Source organism: Bradyrhizobium sp. USDA 4451, assembly GCF_054822585.1.
This window is the reverse complement of sequence record NZ_JBTRCH010000001.1, coordinates 3,233,327-3,254,818: the sequence shown is the minus strand read 5'-3', so window position 1 is coordinate 3,254,818 and position 21,492 is coordinate 3,233,327. Positions and strand designations below refer to the sequence as shown.

Here is a 21,492-nt window from a genome sequence, read left to right as displayed (position 1 = left end):
CCGTCATGCCCCGCGAAAGCGGGGTATCCAGAACGCCGCGGCTTAACGCCCCTCCATCGCCGCCGCCATCCACATCCTGATCTCTGGTGACCCCAGAAACTTCAACGTCGCCCTTTGCACCCGCGCGGCATCGCCGCCGCCTTGCGCCGCAATCGCCATCAGATCGCAGCGATGCGACACGGCGATGCCGATCGCGGCGCGATGTCCATCGAGATCATAGGCCCTGATCCGTCCGTGCATGTCGGCGACATCAACGGGATCCCCCGCCTTCAGCGGCACGAAGCGCGGGCCGATCATGTCGACATCGGCGACGCGATCGACCTCATCGTCATCGGCGACGCCGCTGTCGCAATTGCAGAAGCCGAGCTTCGGCCTGAGATAGATTTCGATTTCGGTGCCGCACTCCGCCGCGCCACAGCGGAAGGCACGGCCGGCGGGCCAGCCGTCGCGCGGGAACGGCCAGGCGATCTCGCGCCACGCAGCGGCCTGCGGCGGCGCCATCTCGTAGCCGGCCACGGCCGACAGGCCGCCGAGCGCCAGGAACATCGCCGCGATGACCGGCCACCCGCGCATCATCAAACCCTCACGGCAAACCGGCGATGGCGCGCGCCTCACCGGTCAGTTCGAGGATGTGCAGGCCGGTGTTGGCGCGGTCGACCGCGTAGATATAGCCGCGTTCGTCGGTCTCGACATTGTTGGTCTGGATCGCGACCTTGCAGCGGTCGCGGCCGTCGATGGTGACGCAGCGTTTGTCGGTCGCCGCGGTGATGGAAGGGATGAAGTAGCCGACTTCCCTGGGGTGATAGGGATCGCGGATGTCGAGCGCGCGAACGCCGGCATTGAAGAAGGCGATGAAGGCCAGCTTCTTGTAGTAGACCGGCGCCATGCTCTCGTTCGACGAATGGGAGCCGAACCGGCCGCCGCGCTCGCAGAACGCGCCGGAGGCCTCGGGCACGGTGTAGCTCGAGATCAGCATCGGTTGCGCTTCGGTGGTGACGTCGGCGAACCACACCATCTGCCGCGCCTCGCCGCATTCGTTCTGGATCGCCTCGTCGACGATCATCACGATGTCGCGGGTCTTGCCGTCCTTGTCATGGGCGAATTCGGCGATCGGCATGCCGGGCATCGGAAACACCGTGTGCGCGCCGTTCATCGCCGACAACGGCATCCGCGCGATCTCGGGAAATGTCAGATTGTCCGGCGTCGGCTGCTTCGGTCCGTTGAGCAGCTTGTCGCGATCGACGATCTGCAGGAAGCCGCCCTTGTTGGTGCCGTAACCGAAATAGACGCGGTTGCCCTGCGGCCCGGTCGAGATCGGCCCGTGCAATTCGGTCGGTACCGCGCCGGTCGCTCCCGGCTCCTGCCCGGGCAGGCCGAAATCCCTGATCTTCAGGGGATGCGCTGGATCGGAGAGATCGTAGATTTGCGTCATCCGCCGCGTGCGCCAGTCCGGCGCGCCCGACACCAGGTAGGCAATGCCGGTGCTGCATTCCCAGAAATTCTTGTGCGTGTCCTTCAAACCTTCGCCAATGTGGGTCACGAGAACAGGATTGGCGGGATCGGCGACATTCCAGATTTCATGCCCCTCGGTACCAACCGCGCGCAGCATGTAGACCGCGTTGCGATCGCCCTTCGGCAGATCCTTGCCGTCGCAGATCCGCACCATCTGCGCGCCGCCGGATTCATATTTGCCCTCCTGCCCGGGAATGTGCCGCAGATATCTGGGATGCGCGGGACCGGTGACGTCGACGATCGAGGTGCCGTTCGGCTCGGCCTTGCCGGTCATCGGATTGACCGGATCGGGAATGTCGTCGGTGCCGCCGTGATGGCCGATATAGGCGATCCAGCGGTCGCCCTGGTGATGGATGGTCGGCTGATAGGCGCTACGCGCCTGCAGATCGTTGGTTCCAACCAGCCGCATGTTGGAGGCTTCGGGCGGGTCGCCGATCTTTGGCTGCTCGACGCTCGCAGCATGTGCAAGCAGGACGACAACAAACGTGCAGCAAACCGCCGTAACGCGACCATCCATGCGCACCACCCATGTCCCACGCCAATCTGCGTTGGCTGCGCGGGACGCTAGCACGGCGACGCGGGCGTCCAAACACACGCTCTTGACATGCAACCATTTGGTTGCCTATTATTCAAACCCATGGATGAAGTCTTCAAAGCTCTCGCGGACGCCTCGCGGCGCACGCTGCTTGACCGGCTTCACGAACAGAGCGGGCAGACGCTCGGCGAGCTCTGCGACGGCCTCGACATGACGCGTCAGGCCGTCACCAAGCACCTTGTGATTCTCGAGGAGGCCAATCTCGTCACCACGATCAAGCATGGCCGCGAGAAACTGCATTACCTCAACCCGGTTCCGATCCATCAGATCGGCGAGCGGTGGATCAGGAAGTTCGAGCGCGGGAAACTTGCCGCGCTCAGCGAATTGAAGCGACAGTTGGAGAAGCGTGATGAGTAAGCCGGACTACGTCTACGTCACCTATATCGAGACCACGGCCGAGAAGCTGTGGCATGCGCTGACATCGAGCGAGTTCACCGAGCGCTTCTGGTTCGGATACCGCGTCAGCTCCGACTGGAAGGTCGGCTCGCCCTATCATTTGACCAAGGACGGCCGCCGCAGCGTGCAGGGCGAGGTGCTGATCGCCGACCCACCCAGGAGGCTCGCTTACAGCTGGGACGTCGTGAAGGAAGGCGCCGAGCGCGAGCAGGTTTCGCGCGTGACCTTCGACATCGAACCCCACGGCGGAGTGGTCAAGCTGACCATGACGCACGACAACCTCGGTCCGAAGACACTGCGCGACATCTCCGGCGGCTGGCCGATGGTCATTGCCAGCCTGAAGAGCTTCCTCGAGACCGGGCGCGAACTGCCGGCGGACCTGCTCACCAGCGGTGCGAGGGAGGCTTACCATGCCTAAGCCCGAATTCGTCTACGTCACCTATATCGAGACCACGCCGGAGAAGCTGTGGGACGCGCTGACATCGAGCGCATTCACGCGGCAGTACTGGTTCGACACCGAGCTGAAATCGGACTGGAAGGTCGGCTCGCCGCTTGCGCTGGTGATGAGCAGCCAGACCACCGACACCGGCGAGATCCTCGAGGCCGACCGGCCGCGGCGCCTCGCCTACACGTTCAAGCACGAGGCCGACCCCGAAATGCGCCGGGAACCGGCCACCAGGGTCGTGTTCACGCTGCAGCCGTTCGGCAACGTCGTGAAGCTGACCGTGACCCATGAGGGCTTCGGCGCCGGCAGCAAGCTGCTCGATGGCATCTCCAAGGGCTGGCCGGCGATCCTGTCCGGACTCAAGAGCCTGCTCGAGACCGGCAAGGTGGTCCCGATCCCGCCTGCCGCGCTCGGGATCGACGGCTTCGCATGACCATGAAAATCTATCGAAGGACCCGTGCGGACATGAACATCGAGACATTCAAGCCGGCGATCGTCTACGCGATCTACATCGCCACCACGCCCGACAAGCTGTGGCAGGCCCTGACGAATGCCGAACTCAGCCGGCAGTATTTCTCCGGCAACGCGGTCGAGGTCGAGCTTCGGATCGGCGGCGCCTACATCGTGCGCACGCCCGACGGCGCGCTGCACATCTCCGGCGAGGTGATCGAATGCGATCCCTTGAAGCGGCTGACCGTCACCTTCAACGTCAACTGGCCGCAGCTGGTCGAGAAGCTCGGCCCGACGCTCGTCACCTGGGAGATCGTGCCCGCCGGCGACGGCGTCAAGCTGACCTTGCTGCAATCGCATGACCGCCCGATCAGCGACGACATCCTGTCCGGCGGCCGCACCGGCTGGCCGGCAATCCTCTCCAGCCTGAAGAGCCTGCTCGAGACCGGCAGGGCCATGGTGATCCCGATGCAGCCGCCGGCACGCATGCTGGCGGCGCTGAAGGAATTGGGAATTGCGATGCGGGGGTGAGGTTGGCGATACAGCCGTCCCATACTCCGATGTCGTCCCTGCGAAAGCAGGGACCCATAACCACCGAACATGGGGATGGAGCTAGCTGGGGCCACAGCGTCGCGCAACAACTACATCCTGTGGTTATGGGTCCCGGGTCATGCTCCGCTTGCCCGGGACGACGGTGGAGAGTTCTACCCCAACGCCCTTAACTCGCGCCGCAGCACCTTGCCGGTCGCCGTCATCGGCAGGCTGTCGGCGAACTGCACGAAGCGCGGATATTCGTGGGCAGCGAGCTGCACCTTGACGAACTCCTGGATCTCGCGCGCCAGCACGTCGCTCGGCGCGAAGCCCGGGCGCAGCACGATCCAGGCCTTGATCGATTCGGTGCGGATCGGATCGGGGATGCCGACGACCGCCGACATCGCGACCGCCGGATGTTTCATCAGCGTGTGCTCGATCTCGGACGGCCCGACGCGATAGCCCGCCGTGGTGATGACGTCGTCCTCGCGGCTGACGTACCAGAAATAGCCGTCTTCGTCCTGCACGCCGAGATCGCCGGTCAGCAGGAATTCGCCGGCATATTTCTTACGGGTCGCTTCCGGGTTGCGCCAATACTCAATCATGGTGCACGGACAGGGCTGGCGCACGCCGATGATGCCGCGTTGTCCCCGCGGCAGTTCCTGGCCCTTGTCGTTGACGATACGGACATCGAAGCCCGGCGTGGCGCGGCCCATCGCGCCAGGGCGGATCGGAAACAGATTGGAGTTGGAGCCGATCACCAGATTGCATTCGGTCTGGCCGAACACCTCATGGGCGTCGATGCCGAAGGTCTCGCGCACCCAGCCGAGCAATTCGCCGCCGAGCGACTCGCCGCCGGTGAAGATGCTGCGCAGCCTGACGCCGGAGTTCTTCACATCGGCCTGCCGCATCAGCTTCAGGGCGGTCGGCGGCAGGAACACGTTGCGGATGCCGAGCTCTGCCATCATCTGCATCGCCGCCTGCGGCTCGAACTTGCGGGCGCGGTGCCCGACCATCGGGATGCCGTGGTACCAGAACGCGAGCAGGCCGTTGATCAACCCGCCGATCCAGGCCCAATCGGCCGGCGTCCACATCAGATCGCCCGGCCGCGGCAGGAAGTTGTGGCACATCTCGACATTGGGCAGATGGCCGAGCACGACGCGATGCGCATGCAACGCGCCCTTCGGATTCCCCGTGGTGCCCGAGGTGTAGATGATCAGCGCGGGATCGTCGGCCGAGGTGTCGACGGTGGCGAATTCCGGCGACGCCGATTTGATCTCGCTCCAGAACGGCTTTGTCCCCGCCGGCGTCTTGTCGCCGACGATATAGACGCTCTTCAGCTCGGGCAGCCGATCGCGGATTTTTGCGATTTTTTCCCAGCCGGCTTCATCGGTGATGACGGCTTTTGCTGCCGAGTTCGATAGCCGGAATTCGAGCGCGTCCTCGCCGAACAGCGCGAACAGCGGGATCGAGATCAGAGCCGCGCGGAATGCCGCAAGATGCGCGACCGGCAATTCCAGCGATTGCGACAGGAACACCGCAACGCGGTCGCCGCGCACCAGGCCGTCGGCGGTCAGCACATTGGCGAAGCGGCGCGAGGCATCCCCGACCTCGTCGAACGAGATGCGCGTGGTGCCGCCGTTCTCGTCGACATAGATCAGCGCAAGCCGGCCCGAGCCGTCGGCATGCCGGTCGCAGCATGCGGTCGCCATGTTGAAGCGCGCCGGGATATCCCAGCGGAAGTTCCGATAAAGCTCGTCGTAGGTGGCGGCTTCCTTAAGCATGGCTTGCGTTGCTTCCATCCCTTGTCATGGCCGGGGCTTGGTCCTGCCATCATGCGTAGCCCGGATGCAGCGAAGCGCAATCCGGGGTTCTCATCAAGTGGACAGACTCACCCGGATTTCGCTTCGCTGCATCCGGGCTACGAACATCGTTGAGGGGAAAACCCGTCAGGCCGCCGCCCGCTCCATTGCGACCTCGGCCTTGAGGCTGTCGAGGTCGCGATAGATCGAGGCGACCGCCAGCACGCGCCCGCCGCGCTTGTAGCGCAGCACGCAATCCCGTCCGGCAATGCTGCCGTCCACCGCGATCTCGTCCCACTGCTCGGCGTGGCCGACATAGTTGATCGGCACGTCGTAATGCTGGCTCCAGAAGAACGGCACTGCGTCGAACGCCTCACGCTGCCCCAGCATATTCCGCGCGACGGTCTGGCCCTGGCGCTCCGCCACCACCCAATGCTCGACCCGGATGTTCTCGCCGCTATGCGGATCGGGCCAACGCGCGATATCGCCAGCCGCGTAGACGCCGGGAACGCTGGTCTCGAGGTAGGCGTCGACTTTCACGCCGCGATCGATCGCGAGCCCGGCGGCTTCCGCCAGCGCCAGCCGCGGCTTCACGCCGACGCCGACCACGACGAGGTCAGCATCGAGCACGGGCCCACTCTTCAAATGCGCACGCTTGCCCTCGATCGTGGTCACAGTGTCGCCGAGGTGGAAGACGACGCCATGCTTCTCGTGCAGCGCACGGACGAAATCGCCCATGGCGGGCCCAAGCACGCGCTCCATCGGCCGCTGCTCCAGCCCGACCACGTGAACCTCGATCTCCCGCGCGCGCAACGAGGCCGCAACCTCGAGCCCGATGAAGCTTGCACCGATCACCACCGCACGGCGCGCGCCGCCGGCCGCGGCGATGATCGCCCGGCAATCGTCGAGGGTGCGCAACACATGAACGTGGGCTTGGTTGGCGCCCGGAATAGGCAGCCATATCGGCTCCGCGCCGGTCGCCAGCAGCAGCCGGTCGTAGGGAACGGCTTCGCCGCCGACGAGGATGACGTTGCGGCGGCCGGTGTCGATCGACTGGACCTCGGTCTTGAGCCGGAGGTCGATCGCGGCGTCCGTGTAGAAATTGTCCGGCTTCAGCGGCAGCCAGTCTTCCGGCGCACTGCCGGCGAGGAAGTCCTTTGACAGGTTCGGCCGATCCAGCGGCGGCGCGGTCTCGCCGCTCAGCATGACGATGCTGCCGCGACAGTCCTGCCGCCGCAGCATCTCGGCGGCGGCAAAGCCTGCCGCGCCTCCGCCGACAATCACGATCCTGCCGGGTGCATCGACCGGACCCCTGACGCGGGGTTTCGGCTGCGCGCGCTTCTCGCGCACGATGATGCGATCGCCGTCGCGCTCGACCTTCCAGACGGCGAGCGCGGTGAAGGCGGGCGCGGCGGTCGCTTCACCGGTGCGAAGGTCGAAGCAGGCGTGATGCCAGGGGCAATGCACAGTCTCGCCCTCGACCAGACCGTCGGCGAGCGGGCCGTGGTAATGGCTGCAATGCGCGTCGATGGCGAAGATGTCCGCACCCGAACGCACCAGCAGCACGTCCTCGTCGCCGACATGGCCGAGCAACATCGTGCCCGGGAAGTCGGCGAGGGCCACGCCTTGTGTCAGATCCGGACCGGAAGGAGCTTGCTGATCGGCCATGACCTGTCTCCATTTATCCAGAACTTCGACCCGAAAGCCTTGCAGGGATCCCTGCCGCCGCTTTTCGGTGAGCCGATCTCAGCTGCCTTGCATGTAGCGGACCGGGTTCTCCTGATCCGCCTTGAAGATATCGGCAGCCTCGGCGAACAGCGCTGCCACCGCAGGCGCCTTCAGATCAACAAACGCCTCGAAGCTGAAATTGTTGCCGCCCGCGCGCAATTCGCCGAGCTTGCCGGCATAGCAGGACACCAGCGGCTTGCCGCCACGGGTCACCGCGACATAGATGCTGATGTAGTTCTTCTGCAGCGCCAGCCCGATCACCGGCCAGACCGCCGTCTTGCCGGACTTGATGGCGTAACGAAACTGGCCGTAGCCGATCATGTTCATGCGCATGCCCGCCTCGCCGGCCGGCGAACCCGCATGGAAATGCCGCTTGAGCGAAGGCGCCGCCTTGCGCATCACCGCATGCACTTGTTCGAGATCCGCGGTGCGGCCGGGATCGAAGGCAAGGTAAGCTTCCAGACTGTCCGCTGCGACACGAAACATCGGAAGCCTCCGCTGCTATCCGACCCGCACAGTGCGGGTCCTGCGTAGCCCGGATGGAGCCAAGCGTAATCCGGGCCCTCACCGATCGGACGGACTTACCCGGATTTCGCGGAGCCTGTCATCGGGCCCGCGTTCGCGCGACCGTTGGCTGCATCCGGGCCACGAGATCAGGACGACAGCGCCCCCTTCACAAGGCCGCTGGCCTTGCCGAAATCCATCTGGCCGGCGTATTTCGCCTTCAGGGCACCGATCACCTTGCCCATATCCTTGATCCCGGCGGCATTGGTCTCGGCGATGACGGCCGCGATCGCAGCCTTCACGTCGTCGTCGGACATCTGCTTCGGCAGGTAGGCTGATATCACGGCGATCTCCGCACGCTCCTGGTCGGCGAGCTCGGCGCGGCCGCCCTTGTCGTAGAGCTCGACCGACTCCTGGCGCTGCTTGATCATCTTCTGCAGCAGCCCAAGCAGATCGGCATCGGAGAGTGGCGGCTTGCCCTGCCCGCGCGCGTCGATGTCGGCGTTCTTGATGGTCGAATTGACCATGCGCAGCGTCGAGAGCTTGCGCTCGTCCTTCGCCTTCATCGCTTCCTTGACCGCAGTGTTGATATCGTCGCGCAGCATCTCTGTGTCCTTGAACCGGTAATCCATTCATGTAGGCAGTTTGCGGCTGCAGAACAACCTTAAGTCCGCAACCATTCAACCAACGCATCGGCGCAAGCCTGCGGCTGTTCCAGCTGCGGCAGGTGACCGCAATTGGCGAGTACGACAAGCTTTGCCCCGGGAATGCCGTTGGCCATCTCGTCAGACAGCGAATTCGGCACGGTGTTGTCGGTATCCGTCGTCAGTACCAGGGTCGGACACTTGATCCAGGCCATGCTCGGCCGCGAATCCGGCCGGCTGAGCACCGCGTTCTGCTGGCGGATGAAGGCCTCGGCGCCGACATCCTCGCTCATGTCATAAACAACCTGGCGCAGGCTGGCGTCGCCCTGCCGCGACGGATGCACGAAGCCCGGATAGAGCTCGTCGACCACGCTGCGATATTGGCCATTTCTGGCGCGCTCGATCATACCGCGACGGCGGCCGGTGGCTTCCGGCGTGTCGGCCCGCGCCTGGGTGCTCATCAGCGCCAGCTTGGCGACCCGCTCGGGCGCCTGTCGCATGATCTCGAAGGCGATGTAGCCGCCCATGGAATGCCCGGCGAGGGCAAAGCGTGGCGGCGCCTCGGCCAGGATGCGGCGGGCGATGGCGCCCATATTGTCGTCCCGGACGTGGTTGGCGACGGTGACCGGCCCGCACCGCCACAGCGCCGGGATCACCGGAGCGAAAATCCGCGGTGAGCAGATGACGCCCGGGACGAGCAGGATCGGCATCGTGTTATCCATGCGGGAGCTCCGGACCGGGTCATTTTCGGCAAGCAAACGGCCGCTTCAGGGAACTTTAGATTAAAAGGCCGTTCCGGCCTGTCAAATCGAGGGGCATTGCCGTGTGAATCCGTGCCCTTTCGCTTTGACGCCGCAGGGTGCGGCGACTATTTAAAGGGCTCATGACAACCCCTGAAAACGCTCCCGCCTGGCCGGACCACAAACCGACCGCGCTCCTTGTGCTCGCCGATGGTACCGTGCTGGAAGGCTTCGGTCTCGGCGCCGAAGGCCACGCCGTCGGCGAGGTCTGCTTCAACACCGCGATGACCGGCTATGAGGAGATCCTCACCGATCCGTCCTATGCCGGCCAGATCATCACCTTCACCTTCCCGCACATCGGCAATGTCGGCACCAACGAGGAAGACATCGAGACGGTGAACATGGCGGCGACGCCGGGCGCGCGCGGCGTGATCCTGCGCTCCGCCGTCACCGATCCCTCGAATTACCGCGCCACCAAACACCTCGACCAATGGTTGAGGGCGCGCGGCATCATCGGCCTCTCCGGCATCGACACCCGCGCGCTGACCGCGCTGATCCGCTCCAAGGGCATGCCCAATGCGGTGATCGCGCATTCCAGGAGCGGCGAGTTCGACCTGCACGCCCTGAAGGAAGAGGCGCGCGAATGGCCCGGCCTCGAGGGCATGGATCTGGTGCCGATGGTCACCTCCGGCCAGCGCTTCACCTGGGATGAGACGCCCTGGGCATGGGGCAAGGGCTTTGGCCAGCAGACCGCGCCGGAGTTCAACGTGGTCGCGATCGACTACGGCATCAAGCGCAACATCCTGCGCCTGCTCGCCGGCGTCGGCGCCAAGGTGACCGTGGTCCCGGCGACGACGGCGGCCGAGGACATCCTGGCGATGAAGCCGGATGGCGTGTTCCTGTCGAACGGCCCCGGCGATCCCGCCGCGACCGGCAAATATGCCGTGCCCGTGATCCAGAAGGTGATTGCCTCGGGCACGCCGACCTTCGGCATCTGCCTCGGCCACCAGATGCTCGGCCTCGCGGTTGGCGCCAGGACCATGAAGATGCATCAGGGCCATCACGGCGCCAACCATCCGGTCAAGGACGAGACCACCGGCAAGGTCGAGATCACCTCGATGAACCACGGCTTTGCCGTCGACCAGGCGACGCTGCCGAAGGGCGCGACCCAGACCCATATCTCGCTGTTCGACGGCTCCAATTGCGGCATCGCGCTCGAGGACAAGCCGGTGTTCTCGGTGCAGTACCACCCCGAAGCCTCGCCCGGCCCGCGCGACTCGCACTATCTGTTCCAGCGGTTCGCCGACCTGATGCGGAAGAAGAAGAGCGCGGCTTAACACTCCGTCTTGCGAGGAGCGCGAGCGACGAAGCGATCCAACTATCCCCGCATGGAGCGATGGATTGCTGTCGATGCCCCGCTCAACTTTGTGCGCGGCAGCTGATCGCGCATGCCGCCACGACCTGTCTGGTGTTCGCGCTGCCCAAAGCGGGCTGGCCAAGACGACCTGACCAAGATCGGGTGAGGCGGCCATCCCGAGGAACGCCGGGCGCTGACAGCGGGTTGATCCGCGGATAGTCTCGCTCACACGTCCGGAGGATGCCATGTCCGCAATCAAGGCCGGGGCCGAGCCGCTTGCGATCGTCTTCGAGGACGATGGGCTGGTCCCGAACAACCCGATGCCGTTCCTGGTCTACAAGGGCGCGGTCGACATTGCCGACAATCCCGAGGCCACGATCGAGCAGCTGTTCGCGAGCAATGGCTGGGGTGCGATGTGGCGGAACGGCGTCTTCGATTACACCCACTACCACGCCACCGTGCATGAGGTTTTAGGCGTTGCCCGTGGCAGTGCACGCGTGCAGTTCGGCGGCGAGCAGGGACGTGTGCTGGACATCACAGCCGGCGACGTCGCGATCCTGCCGGCCGGCACCGGGCATCGGTGCTTGTCGGCAAGCGACGATTTCTGTGTTGTCGGCGCCTATCCGCCTGGGCCGCCGATGCAGATCACGCGACCGACGCCGGAGAACCACGTCAAGGCGCTTAAGACGATCCCGCTGGTCGCGATCCCTGCGACCGATCCGGTGCTCGGCAAGACCGGGCCCCTGCTGCAGTTGTGGAAGCGGTAATCCTCGGTCAATGCGATCACCGGTCGGCGCCAAGCGCCGCCGGACGACAGGCCCGATGAAGCAATCCATCTCGGCGCAACGGAGATCACCTGTAGCGTGGGCGAAGCGTGCGCACGGAGCAGGAATGGTGGGCACGGCGCTGACACGCTCCTTTGCCCACCCTCCGCAGCACAGAGCGAAACTCAGGCCGCGTTGCTGCCTTCCTGGCGGCTGGCCTCGAACAGGAACCAGGTGCGGCGCTCGGTTTCGTCGATGAAGGTCTCGAGCAGACCGGCGGTGCCGGAATCCTCGTGATCGTCGGCGACCTTGTGCGCCTTGCGCATCGCGGCCGCGATGTGCTTGTTGTCCTCCATCAGCTCGCGCAGCATTTCGCGCGGCGGGACATAGGCCTCGTCATTGTCCTTGATGGTCTGATGCTTGGCGATGTCGCCGATCGACTTCAGCGTCGCGCCGCCGAGCTTACGCACCCGCTCGGCAAGTTGATCGGTGGTCGCGAAGATCGCCTCCGACTGCTCGTCCAGCATCAGGTGGTAATCATGGAAATGCCGGCCGCTGACATGCCAATGGAAATTCTTGGTCTTGAGGTAGAGCGCGAAAGCATCGGCCAGCAGCGTATTGAGCGAGGCCGAGATCGTGTCCACCGCAGCCTGCGGCAGGTCACTCGGCGTGTCGAGATCGGGCGAGATCTTGTCGGTCTTGTTGGCGTCAGTCTTGGCTTTGCTCACGGTAAACCTTCCTGTTAGGAACCCCGTATTTCGGCGCATTGAACATTGGCCGCCGGACCGCTAACGCATCATCAGCCCACCCGTTCCTGGAGACCAGGAACCCGTTCTGCCGGATACCAAACGCGATGGATGAATGGATCGATTATTACGATTCCACACATACGATTTATGCGAGCCGACTGCACCGCGACCTGCATTTCCAGGTCATCGCAAACGACATCATCGGCTACATCACGTCACCCGACGCCGTGGTGCTCGACTATGCCTGCGGCGAGGCGCTGTCGGCGACCAAGGTCGCCAATGCCTGCGCGCAGCTCTATCTGGCGGAGCCTGCGCCCGGCGTGCGCGGTCGGCTGGTCGCGCGCTTTGCGCCCGACACCAGGATCCGTGTGCGCTCGCTCGATGACCTGAAGCACATGGAGCCGGATACGATCGACCTCGTGGTGATGAACTCGGTGGCGCAATACATGACGCCGCAGGAGCTCGACAACGCGTTCGACGTAATCCACCGCCTGCTGAAACCCTCGGGCCGGTTCGTGCTCGGCGATATCCTGCGGCCCGAAGTCGGCATGGCCAGGGATGTCGTGGCGCTGTTGCGCTTCGCGGCGACCCACGGCTTCCTGCGCGATGCGCTGGTCGGGCTGGCCTCAACCGCATTGTCGGACTATCGGCAGCTGCGCACCCGGATCGGGCTGCAGCGCTACCGCGAGGACGAGATGATCGCAAAGCTCGGCGCCGCCGGCTTCAGCGCCACCCGCGCGCCGCGCAACATCGGGCACAACCCGTGGCGGATGACATTCGTGGCCCACCACTGACCCAAGGTTGCAGAAGAAATTAGGGTTAACCAAAGGTAAACGTAGCGGCCGCTGAAATAATCAGCAATGATCCGCTCGGCCCGGTGGCGGAAGCGTCGACGCGGCAGTGGTGCAACACTGTTTATCCTGGTTCAAATCCAGGCCGGGCCTCCACGCTTCGCCCTCACGGGCTTCGCGTGGCCAGCCACGCCGGACCGGCGGGGCAAAGCGTGTCCGGCGTAGCTTGAGCATGGCGAAGGCGTAGACGGACTGGGCAACCGGCCCGCAGGACGAAGCCAGGCTCCTACCGGATACACCGCCGTTCTGACCACCCCTGACCGGGCATACGCCGAATGCGGATTTTCCCCCAGAATCGCGGTTGATTGGGCGTTTTTGGGGGTTTCGCGGGTGCGGAAACTGGTCTAAAGACCACCCGCGCGCGAGGGATCGCGCTTCCCGCGCTACAACATGTAGCGCAGGGCTCGAGGGACGCGCGGGAAGCGCGCCCTTTTTTTGTGCCCAAATTCCAGTCCGCGAGAGCTGATGCCCAAAAGAACCGACATCTCCACCATCCTGATCATCGGCGCCGGTCCCATCGTGATCGGCCAGGCCTGCGAATTCGACTATTCCGGCACGCAGGCGGTGAAGGCTCTGAAGGAGGAGGGTTACCGCGTCGTCCTCGTCAATTCCAATCCGGCCACCATCATGACCGATCCGGAACTGGCGGATGCGACCTATATCGAACCGATCACACCCGAAATCGTCGGCAAGATCATCGAAAAGGAGCGCCACGTCGTCCCGGGCGGCTTCGCGCTGTTGCCGACCATGGGCGGCCAGACCGCGCTGAACTGCGCGCTGTCGCTGCGCCGTCAGGGCACGCTCGACAAGTTCGACGTCGAGATGATCGGCGCCACTGCTGACGCCATCGACAAGGCCGAGGACCGCCAGCTGTTCCGCGAGGCGATGACCAAGATCGGGCTGGAGACGCCGAAATCGCGGCTCGCCAACGCCTCGGCGCTGAAGAAGACCTACCGCGACAAATACCTCGCCGAGCGCGAGAAGCTCTCCGGCGAGGCGCTGGAAGAGCTCGAAAGGCAGTGGACGCTCGGCGAGAACGACCGTCGCAAGCGCTATCAGGAGCACGCCTTCGGCGAGGCGCTGATGGCGCTGTCCGAGATCGGCCTGCCCGCGATCATCCGCCCCTCCTTCACCATGGGCGGCACCGGCGGCGGCATTGCCTACAACAAGGAAGAATTCCTCGACATCATCGAGCGCGGGCTCGACGCCTCGCCGACCAACGAGGTGCTGATCGAGGAAAGCGTGCTCGGCTGGAAAGAGTACGAGATGGAGGTGGTGCGCGATAAAAAGGACAATTGCATCATCATCTGCTCGATCGAGAACCTCGATCCGATGGGCGTGCATACCGGCGATTCCATCACGATCGCGCCAGCGCTGACGCTGACCGACAAGGAATACCAGGTGATGCGCGACGCCTCGCTGGCGGTGCTGCGCGAGATCGGCGTCGAGACCGGCGGCTCCAACGTGCAGTTCGGCATCAACCCGGTCGACGGCCGCATGGTCGTGATCGAGATGAATCCGCGCGTGTCGCGCTCCTCGGCGCTGGCTTCCAAGGCCACCGGCTTCCCGATCGCCAAGGTCGCGGCCAAGCTCGCGGTCGGCTACACGCTGGACGAGATCGCCAACGACATCACTGGCGGCGCCACGCCCGCCTCGTTCGAGCCGACGATCGATTACGTCGTCACCAAGATTCCGCGCTTTGCGTTCGAGAAATTCCCCGGCGCCTCCTCCACGCTGACCACCTCGATGAAGTCGGTCGGCGAAGTGATGGCGATCGGCCGCACCTTCCAGGAAAGCTTGCAGAAGGCGTTGCGCGGCCTCGAGACCGGCCTGACCGGCCTCGACGAAATCGAGATCGAGGGGCTCGGCCGCGGCGACGACAAGAACGCGATCCGCGCCGCCCTCGGCACGCCGACGCCGAACCGCATCCTGCAGGTCGCGCAGGCGATGCGGCTCGGCTGGACCAACGAGGAGATCTTCAACTCCTGCAAGATCGATCCCTGGTTCCTCGCGGAGATGCGCGCCATCGTCGAGATGGAGGACAAGGTCCGCAACAACGGCCTGCCGCCGAACGCATTCGGGATGCGGGCGCTGAAGGCGATGGGCTTCTCGGATGCGCGGCTCGCCGTGCTGACGGACAGCGCCGAGGCCGACGTCACCGCCAAGCGCCATGCGCTCGGGGTGCGCCCGGTGTTCAAGCGCATCGACACCTGCGCGGCGGAGTTCGCCTCGCCCACCGCCTACATGTATTCGACCTATGAGCGGCCGTTCGCGGGCGCGCTCGCCGACGAGAGCGCGCCATCGGATCGCAAGAAGGTGATCATCCTCGGCGGCGGGCCGAACCGCATCGGCCAGGGCATCGAGTTCGACTATTGCTGCTGCCACGCCTGCTTCGCGCTCGAGGACGCCGGCTACGAGACCATCATGGTCAACTGCAATCCGGAGACGGTGTCGACCGACTACGACACCGCCGATCGGCTCTACTTCGAGCCGCTGACCGCCGAAGACGTGCTCGAGATCATCGCGACCGAGCGCACGAACGGCACGCTGCACGGCGTGATCGTGCAGTTCGGCGGCCAGACTCCGCTGAAGCTTGCCCGCGCGCTGGAAGCCGCCGAAGTGCCGATCCTCGGCACCTCGCCCGACGCGATCGACCTCGCGGAGGACCGCGACCGCTTCAAGCGCGTGCTCGACAAGCTGCGCCTCAAGCAGCCGAAGAACGGCATCGCCTATTCGGTCGAGCAGGCCCGCCTGGTCGCCGCCGATCTCGATCTGCCGCTGGTGGTGCGCCCGTCCTACGTGCTCGGCGGCCGCGCGATGCAGATCATCCGCGAGGAGACCCAGCTCAACGACTACCTGCTGGGAACGCTGCCGGAGCTGGTGCCCGCTGACGTCAAGGCGCGCTATCCGAACGACAAGACCGGGCAGATCAACACCGTGCTCGGCAAGAACCCGCTGCTGTTCGACCGCTATCTGTCCGATGCGACCGAAGTCGACGTCGACTGCCTCTGCGACGGCAAGGACACCTTCATCGTCGGCATCATGGAGCACATCGAGGAAGCCGGCATCCACTCCGGCGACTCCGCCTGCTCGCTGCCGCCGCATTCGCTCGACGCCGGCACCATCGAGGAGCTGGAGCGGCAGACCCGCGAACTCGCGCTCGGGCTCGACGTGGTCGGCCTGATGAACGTGCAATACGCCATCAAGGACGGCGAGATCTACGTGCTCGAGGTCAACCCGCGCGCATCCCGCACCGTGCCGTTCGTCGCCAAGGTGATCGGCACGCCGGTCGCCAAGATCGCGGCGCGGATCATGGCCGGCGAGAAGCTCGCCGACTTCAAGCTGAAGAAGAAGAAGCTCGACCATGTCGGCGTCAAGGAATCGGTGTTCCCGTTCGCGCGCTTCCCCGGCGTCGACACCGTGCTCGGACCGGAGATGCGCTCGACCGGCGAGGTAATGGGCATCGACCGCTCCTTCGAGGTCGCGTTCGCCAAGAGCCAGCTCGGCGGCGGCACGCGCGTGCCGCGGCAGGGCACGGTGTTTGTTTCGGTTCGTGGCGACGACAAGATGCGCATCGCGGATGCGGTGCGGCTGTTGCACTCGCTCGGCTTCAAGGTGATGGCGACCTCAGGCACGCAACGCTACCTCAGCGACAACGGCGTGCCGACGGAAAAGGTCAACAAGGTGCTCGAAGGCCGTCCGCACATCGTCGACGCCATCACCAATGGCGACGTCCAGCTGGTCTTCAATACCACCGAAGGTCCGCAGGCGCTGGCTGACAGCCGTTCGCTGCGGCGGGCTGCCCTCTTGCATAAAGTGCCATATTACACCACTCTTTCAGGCGCGGTGGCCGCCGCACGGGGGATCCGGGCCTATCGGGACGGGGACCTTGAGGTCCGCACGCTTCAGAGTTACTTTTCCGAAAGCTGACCGCTGCCCGGCTGAAGGCTCGAAGCGGTCAATTAGCCGAATGGCTGGAACTCACCGCGCGCTTGGATTGTTGTCACGGCCCTTAGCGGGGCCGATAATCACTGGGCTTCCGGGCGCACTCACGCCCTGATTCCTGCGTTAGCTGAACTGGATATTCGTGCACGGCCGCCGGGCGCGCACGAAGAAGGACGAAGATGATGGATAAGGTTCCGATGACCGCGGGCGGATACGCCGCGCTGACGGACGAGTTGAAGCGACGCCAGTCGGAGGATCGTCCGCGCATCATCGAACACATTGCGGAAGCGCGCTCGCACGGCGATCTCTCGGAGAACGCCGAGTATCACGCCGCCAAGGAAGAGCAGTCGCATAACGAGGGCCGCATCGCCGAGCTTGAGGACAAGCTTGCGCGCGCCGACATCATCGACATCTCGAAGCTGTCCGGCGACACCATCAAGTTCGGCGCCACCGTGACGCTGATCGACGAGGACACCGAGAAGAAGGCGGTGTGGCAGATCGTCGGCGAGGTCGAAGCCGACGCCAAGAAGGGCCGCATCTCAATCACCTCGCCGCTCGCGCGCGCGCTGATCGGCAAGAAGAAGGGCGCCACCGTCGAAGTGATGGCGCCGGGCGGCGCCAAGGCCTACGAGATCACCAAGGTCGAATGGCGGTAGTTACTTTGACGTGACTGATGCAAAAAGGCCGCGTCCAGCACGCGGCTTTTTTTGTGCCTGCGTTTTGGCCGCGTCTGACAGCAATGTGAGTGGAGAGCAGCTGCACGGCATGCCAGTGAGGCCATGACATGATTATGCAGTATAATCATGTCGGGGGACCGGGTCCGCCTGGATGATTGCGTCGCAACACGCATCGCTGCGCGTCGCCGTCTCACCGTTGCATTCTCTCGCAAGCGCCACGACGCGAGGAATGATTCCGGACGCAAGGTGTTGACATCACACTCCGGTGGCGGACACCGTGTGTTTCTGCATCGTGCAACGTTCCAGTGTGTCAAACAGGGGGTAAATGACAATGGACCAGACACTTTCAAAGCTTCAGCCGCTGGCACTCAGCCTGTTTCGGTTCATCACGGGCCTGCTGCTGTTTCAGTTTGGCGTCGCCAAGCTGCTCAAATTCCCGCCCGGAACGATGTTCGAGAAAGTTGAACTGTTCTCGTTGATCGGAGCGGCCGGCACTCTCGAGTTGATCCTGGGAGGGCTGCTGATGATCGGCCTGTTCTCGCGGATCGTGGCCTTCATCCTCGCAGGCGAAATGGCCTTCGCCTACTTCATCGGCCATTTCCCGAAAGGCTTCTATCCGCTGCTCAACAACGGCAGTCTGGCGATCGCGCTCTGCTTTGCCTGCCTCTATCTCGCAACCTCGGGCCCCGGCCCGATCAGCGTCGACGCTGCGATGGGCAAGAGGTAACGGCGCGATCTCACCTCCCCTTGCAAGGGGAAGGTCGGTTTGCGCTGAAAGCGCAAGCCGGGTGGGGATCTGCTTCCACGAAGGCGCTCTGGCCCGCGGCTTGACCCCCACCCTTCGCTCCCCCTTTCAGGGGAGGGATAAGAAAGCGCTCGGCCGAAACGCAATCGTCGAACTCACTCGTCATGGCGACGAGCTCGCGACAAACTCGCAGAGCAAACTTGGGGCTAAAGCGACGAAGCAATCCATCGCTCGGCTCATGCGGGCAGGTAGATTGATCGCTTCGCTCGCAATGACGATGAACGCGGTTAGCCCGCCACCTTCACGCCCAGCGGCACCGCCGCCTCATATTTCGAGTTGTGCAGCACCAGCGACGTCCTGACGTTGCGCACATGCGGCGCGGCGGTGAGGTGGGTGACGAAATCCTGGAACGTCGCCATATCGGGCGCGACGCATTTCAGGATGAAATCGACTTCGCCCGACAGCATCCAGCATTCGCGCACCAGCGGCTCGGCGCGCACGAAATTCTCGAAGGCGCGCAGATCGGCATCGGCCTGACTCGACAGATGCACCGAGGCGAACACCGTGACGTCGTAGCCGAGGCGGCGCGGATCGAGCAGGCCGCGGTATCCCTGGATGTAGCCTTCCTCTTCCAGCGCCCGGACCCTGCGCAGGCAGGGCGGCGGCGAGATGCCGACGCGTTTGGCGAGTTCCACATTGGTGATTCGGCCATCGGCCTGGATCTCGGCGAGGATTTTGAGGTCGATCTCGTCAAGGTTCTTCGACACGCGACTACGGTTCCCTAGGAGTTTGGAAGGTTTGGCAAGATCTTTGGCAGATCCGCCGGCAACTCTCATAGCCCAGCCAGTCGGCGTTGCGCAATTTTATTGCGCGTGCAGCGCACGATTTCGCGAAAGTGACTTCAGTTCCGGGGAAAAATCGCCGCCATGGATTGCAAATCTTGCATAGCTTCCCAGATATCCTAGACTTGGATTTGACACTTTTGGCACCGCCGTGACCCGCTCCGGGGTGCTCCCCACACAAGTCCCCGTCAAAGTCCCCAGCAGAGAGGGATCAGCTAATGCCCGCGCCTGTCCACGCCAAGATCGTCATCATCGGGTCCGGCCCGGCCGGTTACACCGCAGCGATCTACGCGGCACGCGCGATGCTCGAACCGATCCTGATCCAGGGCATCCAGCCGGGCGGACAGCTCACCATCACCACCGACGTCGAGAACTATCCGGGCTTCGCCGATGTGATCCAGGGCCCCTGGCTGATGGAGCAGATGGAGAAGCAGGCGGCCCATGTCGGCACCAAGATCGTCACCGACCTCGTCAATAAGCTGGAACTCGGCCAGCGCCCGTTTCGCCTGACCTGCGATTCCGGCGACGTCTATCTCGCCGAGACCGTGATCCTTGCCACCGGCGCCCAGGCGCGCTGGCTCGGGCTGCCCTCGGAAGCGAAGTTCCAGGGCGGCGGCGTCTCGGCCTGCGCGACCTGCGACGGCTTCTTCTACCGCGGCAAGGACGTCGTGGTGGTCGGCGGCGGCAACACCGCCGTCGAGGAAGCGCTGTACCTGACCAACCATGCCTCGCAGGTCACCATCGTGCATCGCCGCGATCACTTCCGCGCCGAGCGCATCCTGCAGGAGCGCCTGTTCAAGCATCCCAAGATCAACGTGGTGTGGGACTCCGCGATCGATGAGATCTGCGGATCGGAGAACCCGAACAAGGTCACCCATGTGCGGCTGAAGAACGTCAAGACCGGCGCGCTGACCGACCTCAAGACCGACGGCGTGTTCATTGCGATCGGCCATGCGCCGGCGACCGAGCTCGTCAAAGGCCAGATCAAGCTGAAACCCTCGGGCTATGTCGAGGTGGCGCCGAACTCGACGGCGACCTCGGTGCCCGGCCTGTTCGCGGCCGGCGACGTGGCGGACGAAACCTTCCGGCAGGCGGTCACCGCGGCCGGCCTCGGCTGCATGGCCGCGCTCGAGGCCGAACGCTTCCTGGCTCTTCGCGCGAGCGATCGCGCAGCGGCGGAATAATCATGGCACGATCTCGCGACGGATTTACGGATATGGATTGGGACAAGCTGAAGGTCTTTCACGCAGCGGCGGAGGCTGGCAGCTTCACGCATGCCGGCGAACAGCTTGGCCTGTCGCAATCGGCGGTCTCCCGCCAGGTCAGCGCGCTGGAGCAGGAGCTCTCGGTCTCGCTGTTTCACCGCCATGCCCGCGGCCTGATCCTGACCGAACAGGGCGACCTCCTGTTCCGCACCGCGCATGACGTCTTCATGCAGTTGCAGGCGGCGCGCGCCAAGCTCACCGACAGCCGCGAGCGGCCGAGTGGCGACCTCAAGATCACGACCCCGCCGGCGCTCGGCATCAACTGGCTGATCCCCCGGCTCGACGAATTCACCGCGCTCTACCCGGACATCCGGATCTCGCTGATCGTCACCGACGAGGATCTCGATTTGTCGATGCGCGAGGCCGACGTTGCGATCCGCACCCGCAAGCCGACCCAGCCGGACCTGATCCAGCGCAAGCTGTTCTCGATCGGCTTCCACGCCTATTGCTCGCCGGAATACATCAAGCGCTTCGGCACGCCGCGGACGCTCGACGATCTCGACTCGCACCGCATCATCATGCTCGGCGACTCGCAGGTGCCGCCGCATCTGCAGAACCGCAGCTGGCTGATCGATGCCGGCCGCAACGGCTCCGGTCCGCGCGAACCCTACTTCAAGGTCAACAACATCCTGGGGTTGGTGCGCGCCTGCCAGCAGGGCCTCGGCATCGCCGCGCTGCCGGACTATCTGGTCGAACAGAACAACCTCGTGCAGCTGTTCGGCGAGTCCGACTCGATCGCGCTCGACACCTACTTCGTCTATCCGGAAGAGCTGAAGACAGTGGCCCGGGTGCAGGTGTTCCGCGACTTCGTGGTCAGCAAGGCACAGCGCTGGCCGTCCTGATTAAGCTGGCCTTATGGGCCGGGTTATGGGCTTGCCGCGCGGCCCCGATAGGCCCCTGAATCTCCGCATGACTGACATGCGACCTGGATAGTTGCTGCATGCCGTCGA

General features: G+C 64.4%; 21 protein-coding genes and 1 tRNA gene. 13 read left to right on the top strand and 9 right to left on the bottom strand.

Going from position 1 to position 21,492, the window contains the following annotated elements; genetic code table 11:
- Nucleotides 1-42: 42 nt before the first annotated feature.
- The gene (locus tag ACVMB0_RS15085; RefSeq protein ID WP_461346761.1) at nucleotides 43-576 is read right to left on the bottom strand and encodes a hypothetical protein; all 534 of its coding nucleotides are present in this window, start codon (nucleotides 574-576) and stop codon (nucleotides 43-45) included.
- Nucleotides 577-583: 7 nt separating this feature from the next.
- Nucleotides 584-2,029, bottom strand: a complete 1,446-nt coding sequence (locus ACVMB0_RS15080) for an LVIVD repeat-containing protein (RefSeq protein ID WP_461346760.1) — start codon at nucleotides 2,027-2,029, stop codon at nucleotides 584-586.
- A gap of 120 nt (nucleotides 2,030-2,149) precedes the next feature.
- On the opposite strand from ACVMB0_RS15080, the gene ACVMB0_RS15075 reads away from it, so the two are divergent.
- The 4 genes from ACVMB0_RS15075 to ACVMB0_RS15060 are packed head-to-tail and all read left to right on the top strand — an operon-like array spanning nucleotide 2,150 to nucleotide 3,929.
- Nucleotides 2,150-2,464 (top strand): ArsR/SmtB family transcription factor, encoded by a 315-nt coding sequence (locus tag ACVMB0_RS15075; protein ID WP_461346759.1) that lies wholly within the window; start codon nucleotides 2,150-2,152, stop codon nucleotides 2,462-2,464.
- Nucleotides 2,457-2,921 carry an SRPBCC family protein gene (locus ACVMB0_RS15070; RefSeq protein WP_461346758.1) on the top strand — a complete coding sequence of 155 codons (465 nt, stop codon included), beginning with the start codon at nucleotides 2,457-2,459 and terminating at the stop codon, nucleotides 2,919-2,921. The genes ACVMB0_RS15075 and ACVMB0_RS15070 overlap by 8 nt, the downstream gene beginning before the upstream one ends.
- Nucleotides 2,914-3,381: an SRPBCC family protein gene (locus ACVMB0_RS15065; protein ID WP_461346757.1), complete on the top strand. Its 468-nt coding sequence runs from the start codon at nucleotides 2,914-2,916 to the stop codon at nucleotides 3,379-3,381. The genes ACVMB0_RS15070 and ACVMB0_RS15065 overlap by 8 nt, the downstream gene beginning before the upstream one ends.
- 32 nt (nucleotides 3,382-3,413) lie before the next feature.
- On the top strand, nucleotides 3,414-3,929 hold the full coding sequence (locus ACVMB0_RS15060; RefSeq protein ID WP_461346756.1) for an SRPBCC family protein: 516 nt from the start codon (nucleotides 3,414-3,416) through the stop codon (nucleotides 3,927-3,929).
- 173 nt (nucleotides 3,930-4,102) lie between these two features.
- On the opposite strand, the gene ACVMB0_RS15055 is transcribed toward ACVMB0_RS15060, so the two are convergent.
- From ACVMB0_RS15055 to ACVMB0_RS15035, 5 genes are all read right to left on the bottom strand, one after another.
- A complete protein-coding gene (locus ACVMB0_RS15055; RefSeq protein ID WP_461346755.1) occupies nucleotides 4,103-5,713 on the bottom strand; it encodes an acyl-CoA synthetase in 1,611 nt (536 codons plus the stop codon).
- A 165-nt stretch (nucleotides 5,714-5,878) separates the two neighbouring features.
- Nucleotides 5,879-7,399 carry an FAD-dependent oxidoreductase gene (locus ACVMB0_RS15050; protein WP_461346754.1) on the bottom strand — a complete coding sequence of 507 codons (1,521 nt, stop codon included), beginning with the start codon at nucleotides 7,397-7,399 and terminating at the stop codon, nucleotides 5,879-5,881.
- A 78-nt stretch (nucleotides 7,400-7,477) separates the two neighbouring features.
- A complete protein-coding gene (locus ACVMB0_RS15045; protein ID WP_461346753.1) occupies nucleotides 7,478-7,945 on the bottom strand; it encodes a hypothetical protein in 468 nt (155 codons plus the stop codon).
- 167 nt (nucleotides 7,946-8,112) lie between these two features.
- Nucleotides 8,113-8,568 carry a GatB/YqeY domain-containing protein gene (locus ACVMB0_RS15040; RefSeq protein ID WP_461346752.1) on the bottom strand — a complete coding sequence of 152 codons (456 nt, stop codon included), beginning with the start codon at nucleotides 8,566-8,568 and terminating at the stop codon, nucleotides 8,113-8,115.
- 59 nt (nucleotides 8,569-8,627) lie between these two features.
- Nucleotides 8,628-9,329, bottom strand: a complete 702-nt coding sequence (locus ACVMB0_RS15035; protein WP_456750112.1) for an alpha/beta fold hydrolase — start codon at nucleotides 9,327-9,329, stop codon at nucleotides 8,628-8,630.
- 161 nt (nucleotides 9,330-9,490) lie between these two features.
- On the opposite strand from ACVMB0_RS15035, the gene carA reads away from it, so the two are divergent.
- Nucleotides 9,491-10,684: a glutamine-hydrolyzing carbamoyl-phosphate synthase small subunit gene (carA, locus tag ACVMB0_RS15030; protein WP_461346751.1), complete on the top strand. Its 1,194-nt coding sequence runs from the start codon at nucleotides 9,491-9,493 to the stop codon at nucleotides 10,682-10,684.
- Nucleotides 10,685-10,949: 265 nt separating this feature from the next.
- The gene (locus tag ACVMB0_RS15025) at nucleotides 10,950-11,471 is read left to right on the top strand and encodes a cupin domain-containing protein (protein WP_456750114.1); all 522 of its coding nucleotides are present in this window, start codon (nucleotides 10,950-10,952) and stop codon (nucleotides 11,469-11,471) included.
- 182 nt (nucleotides 11,472-11,653) lie between these two features.
- Here ACVMB0_RS15025 and ACVMB0_RS15020 read toward each other — a convergent pair whose 3' ends face one another.
- Nucleotides 11,654-12,196: a Dps family protein gene (locus ACVMB0_RS15020; RefSeq protein ID WP_456750115.1), complete on the bottom strand. Its 543-nt coding sequence runs from the start codon at nucleotides 12,194-12,196 to the stop codon at nucleotides 11,654-11,656.
- 125 nt (nucleotides 12,197-12,321) lie between these two features.
- On the opposite strand from ACVMB0_RS15020, the gene ACVMB0_RS15015 reads away from it, so the two are divergent.
- From ACVMB0_RS15015 to ACVMB0_RS14995, 5 genes are all read left to right on the top strand, one after another.
- Nucleotides 12,322-13,011: a class I SAM-dependent methyltransferase gene (locus ACVMB0_RS15015; protein WP_461346750.1), complete on the top strand. Its 690-nt coding sequence runs from the start codon at nucleotides 12,322-12,324 to the stop codon at nucleotides 13,009-13,011.
- 77 nt (nucleotides 13,012-13,088) lie between these two features.
- Nucleotides 13,089-13,164 (top strand) — tRNA-OTHER (locus ACVMB0_RS15010).
- A 369-nt stretch (nucleotides 13,165-13,533) separates the two neighbouring features.
- On the top strand, nucleotides 13,534-16,998 hold the full coding sequence (gene carB, locus ACVMB0_RS15005) for a carbamoyl-phosphate synthase large subunit (RefSeq protein WP_461346749.1): 3,465 nt from the start codon (nucleotides 13,534-13,536) through the stop codon (nucleotides 16,996-16,998).
- A gap of 197 nt (nucleotides 16,999-17,195) precedes the next feature.
- Nucleotides 17,196-17,669: a transcription elongation factor GreA gene (greA, locus tag ACVMB0_RS15000; protein ID WP_456756287.1), complete on the top strand. Its 474-nt coding sequence runs from the start codon at nucleotides 17,196-17,198 to the stop codon at nucleotides 17,667-17,669.
- Nucleotides 17,670-18,021: 352 nt separating this feature from the next.
- Complete coding sequence (locus ACVMB0_RS14995) at nucleotides 18,022-18,417, top strand: DoxX family protein (protein ID WP_456750118.1); 396 nt, start codon at nucleotides 18,022-18,024, stop codon at nucleotides 18,415-18,417.
- Nucleotides 18,418-18,722: 305 nt separating this feature from the next.
- Here ACVMB0_RS14995 and ACVMB0_RS14990 read toward each other — a convergent pair whose 3' ends face one another.
- Complete coding sequence (locus ACVMB0_RS14990; RefSeq protein WP_028333106.1) at nucleotides 18,723-19,202, bottom strand: Lrp/AsnC family transcriptional regulator; 480 nt, start codon at nucleotides 19,200-19,202, stop codon at nucleotides 18,723-18,725.
- A 293-nt stretch (nucleotides 19,203-19,495) separates the two neighbouring features.
- Here ACVMB0_RS14990 and trxB point away from each other — a divergent pair, with 293 nt between their 5' ends.
- Both trxB and ACVMB0_RS14980 read left to right on the top strand, forming a co-directional pair.
- Nucleotides 19,496-20,461 carry a thioredoxin-disulfide reductase gene (gene trxB, locus ACVMB0_RS14985; protein WP_461346748.1) on the top strand — a complete coding sequence of 322 codons (966 nt, stop codon included), beginning with the start codon at nucleotides 19,496-19,498 and terminating at the stop codon, nucleotides 20,459-20,461.
- Nucleotides 20,462-20,463: 2 nt separating this feature from the next.
- Entirely contained in the window at nucleotides 20,464-21,384 is a 921-nt protein-coding gene (locus ACVMB0_RS14980; RefSeq protein WP_028344089.1) for a LysR family transcriptional regulator, read from the top strand.
- The last annotated feature ends 108 nt before the right edge of the window (nucleotides 21,385-21,492 follow it).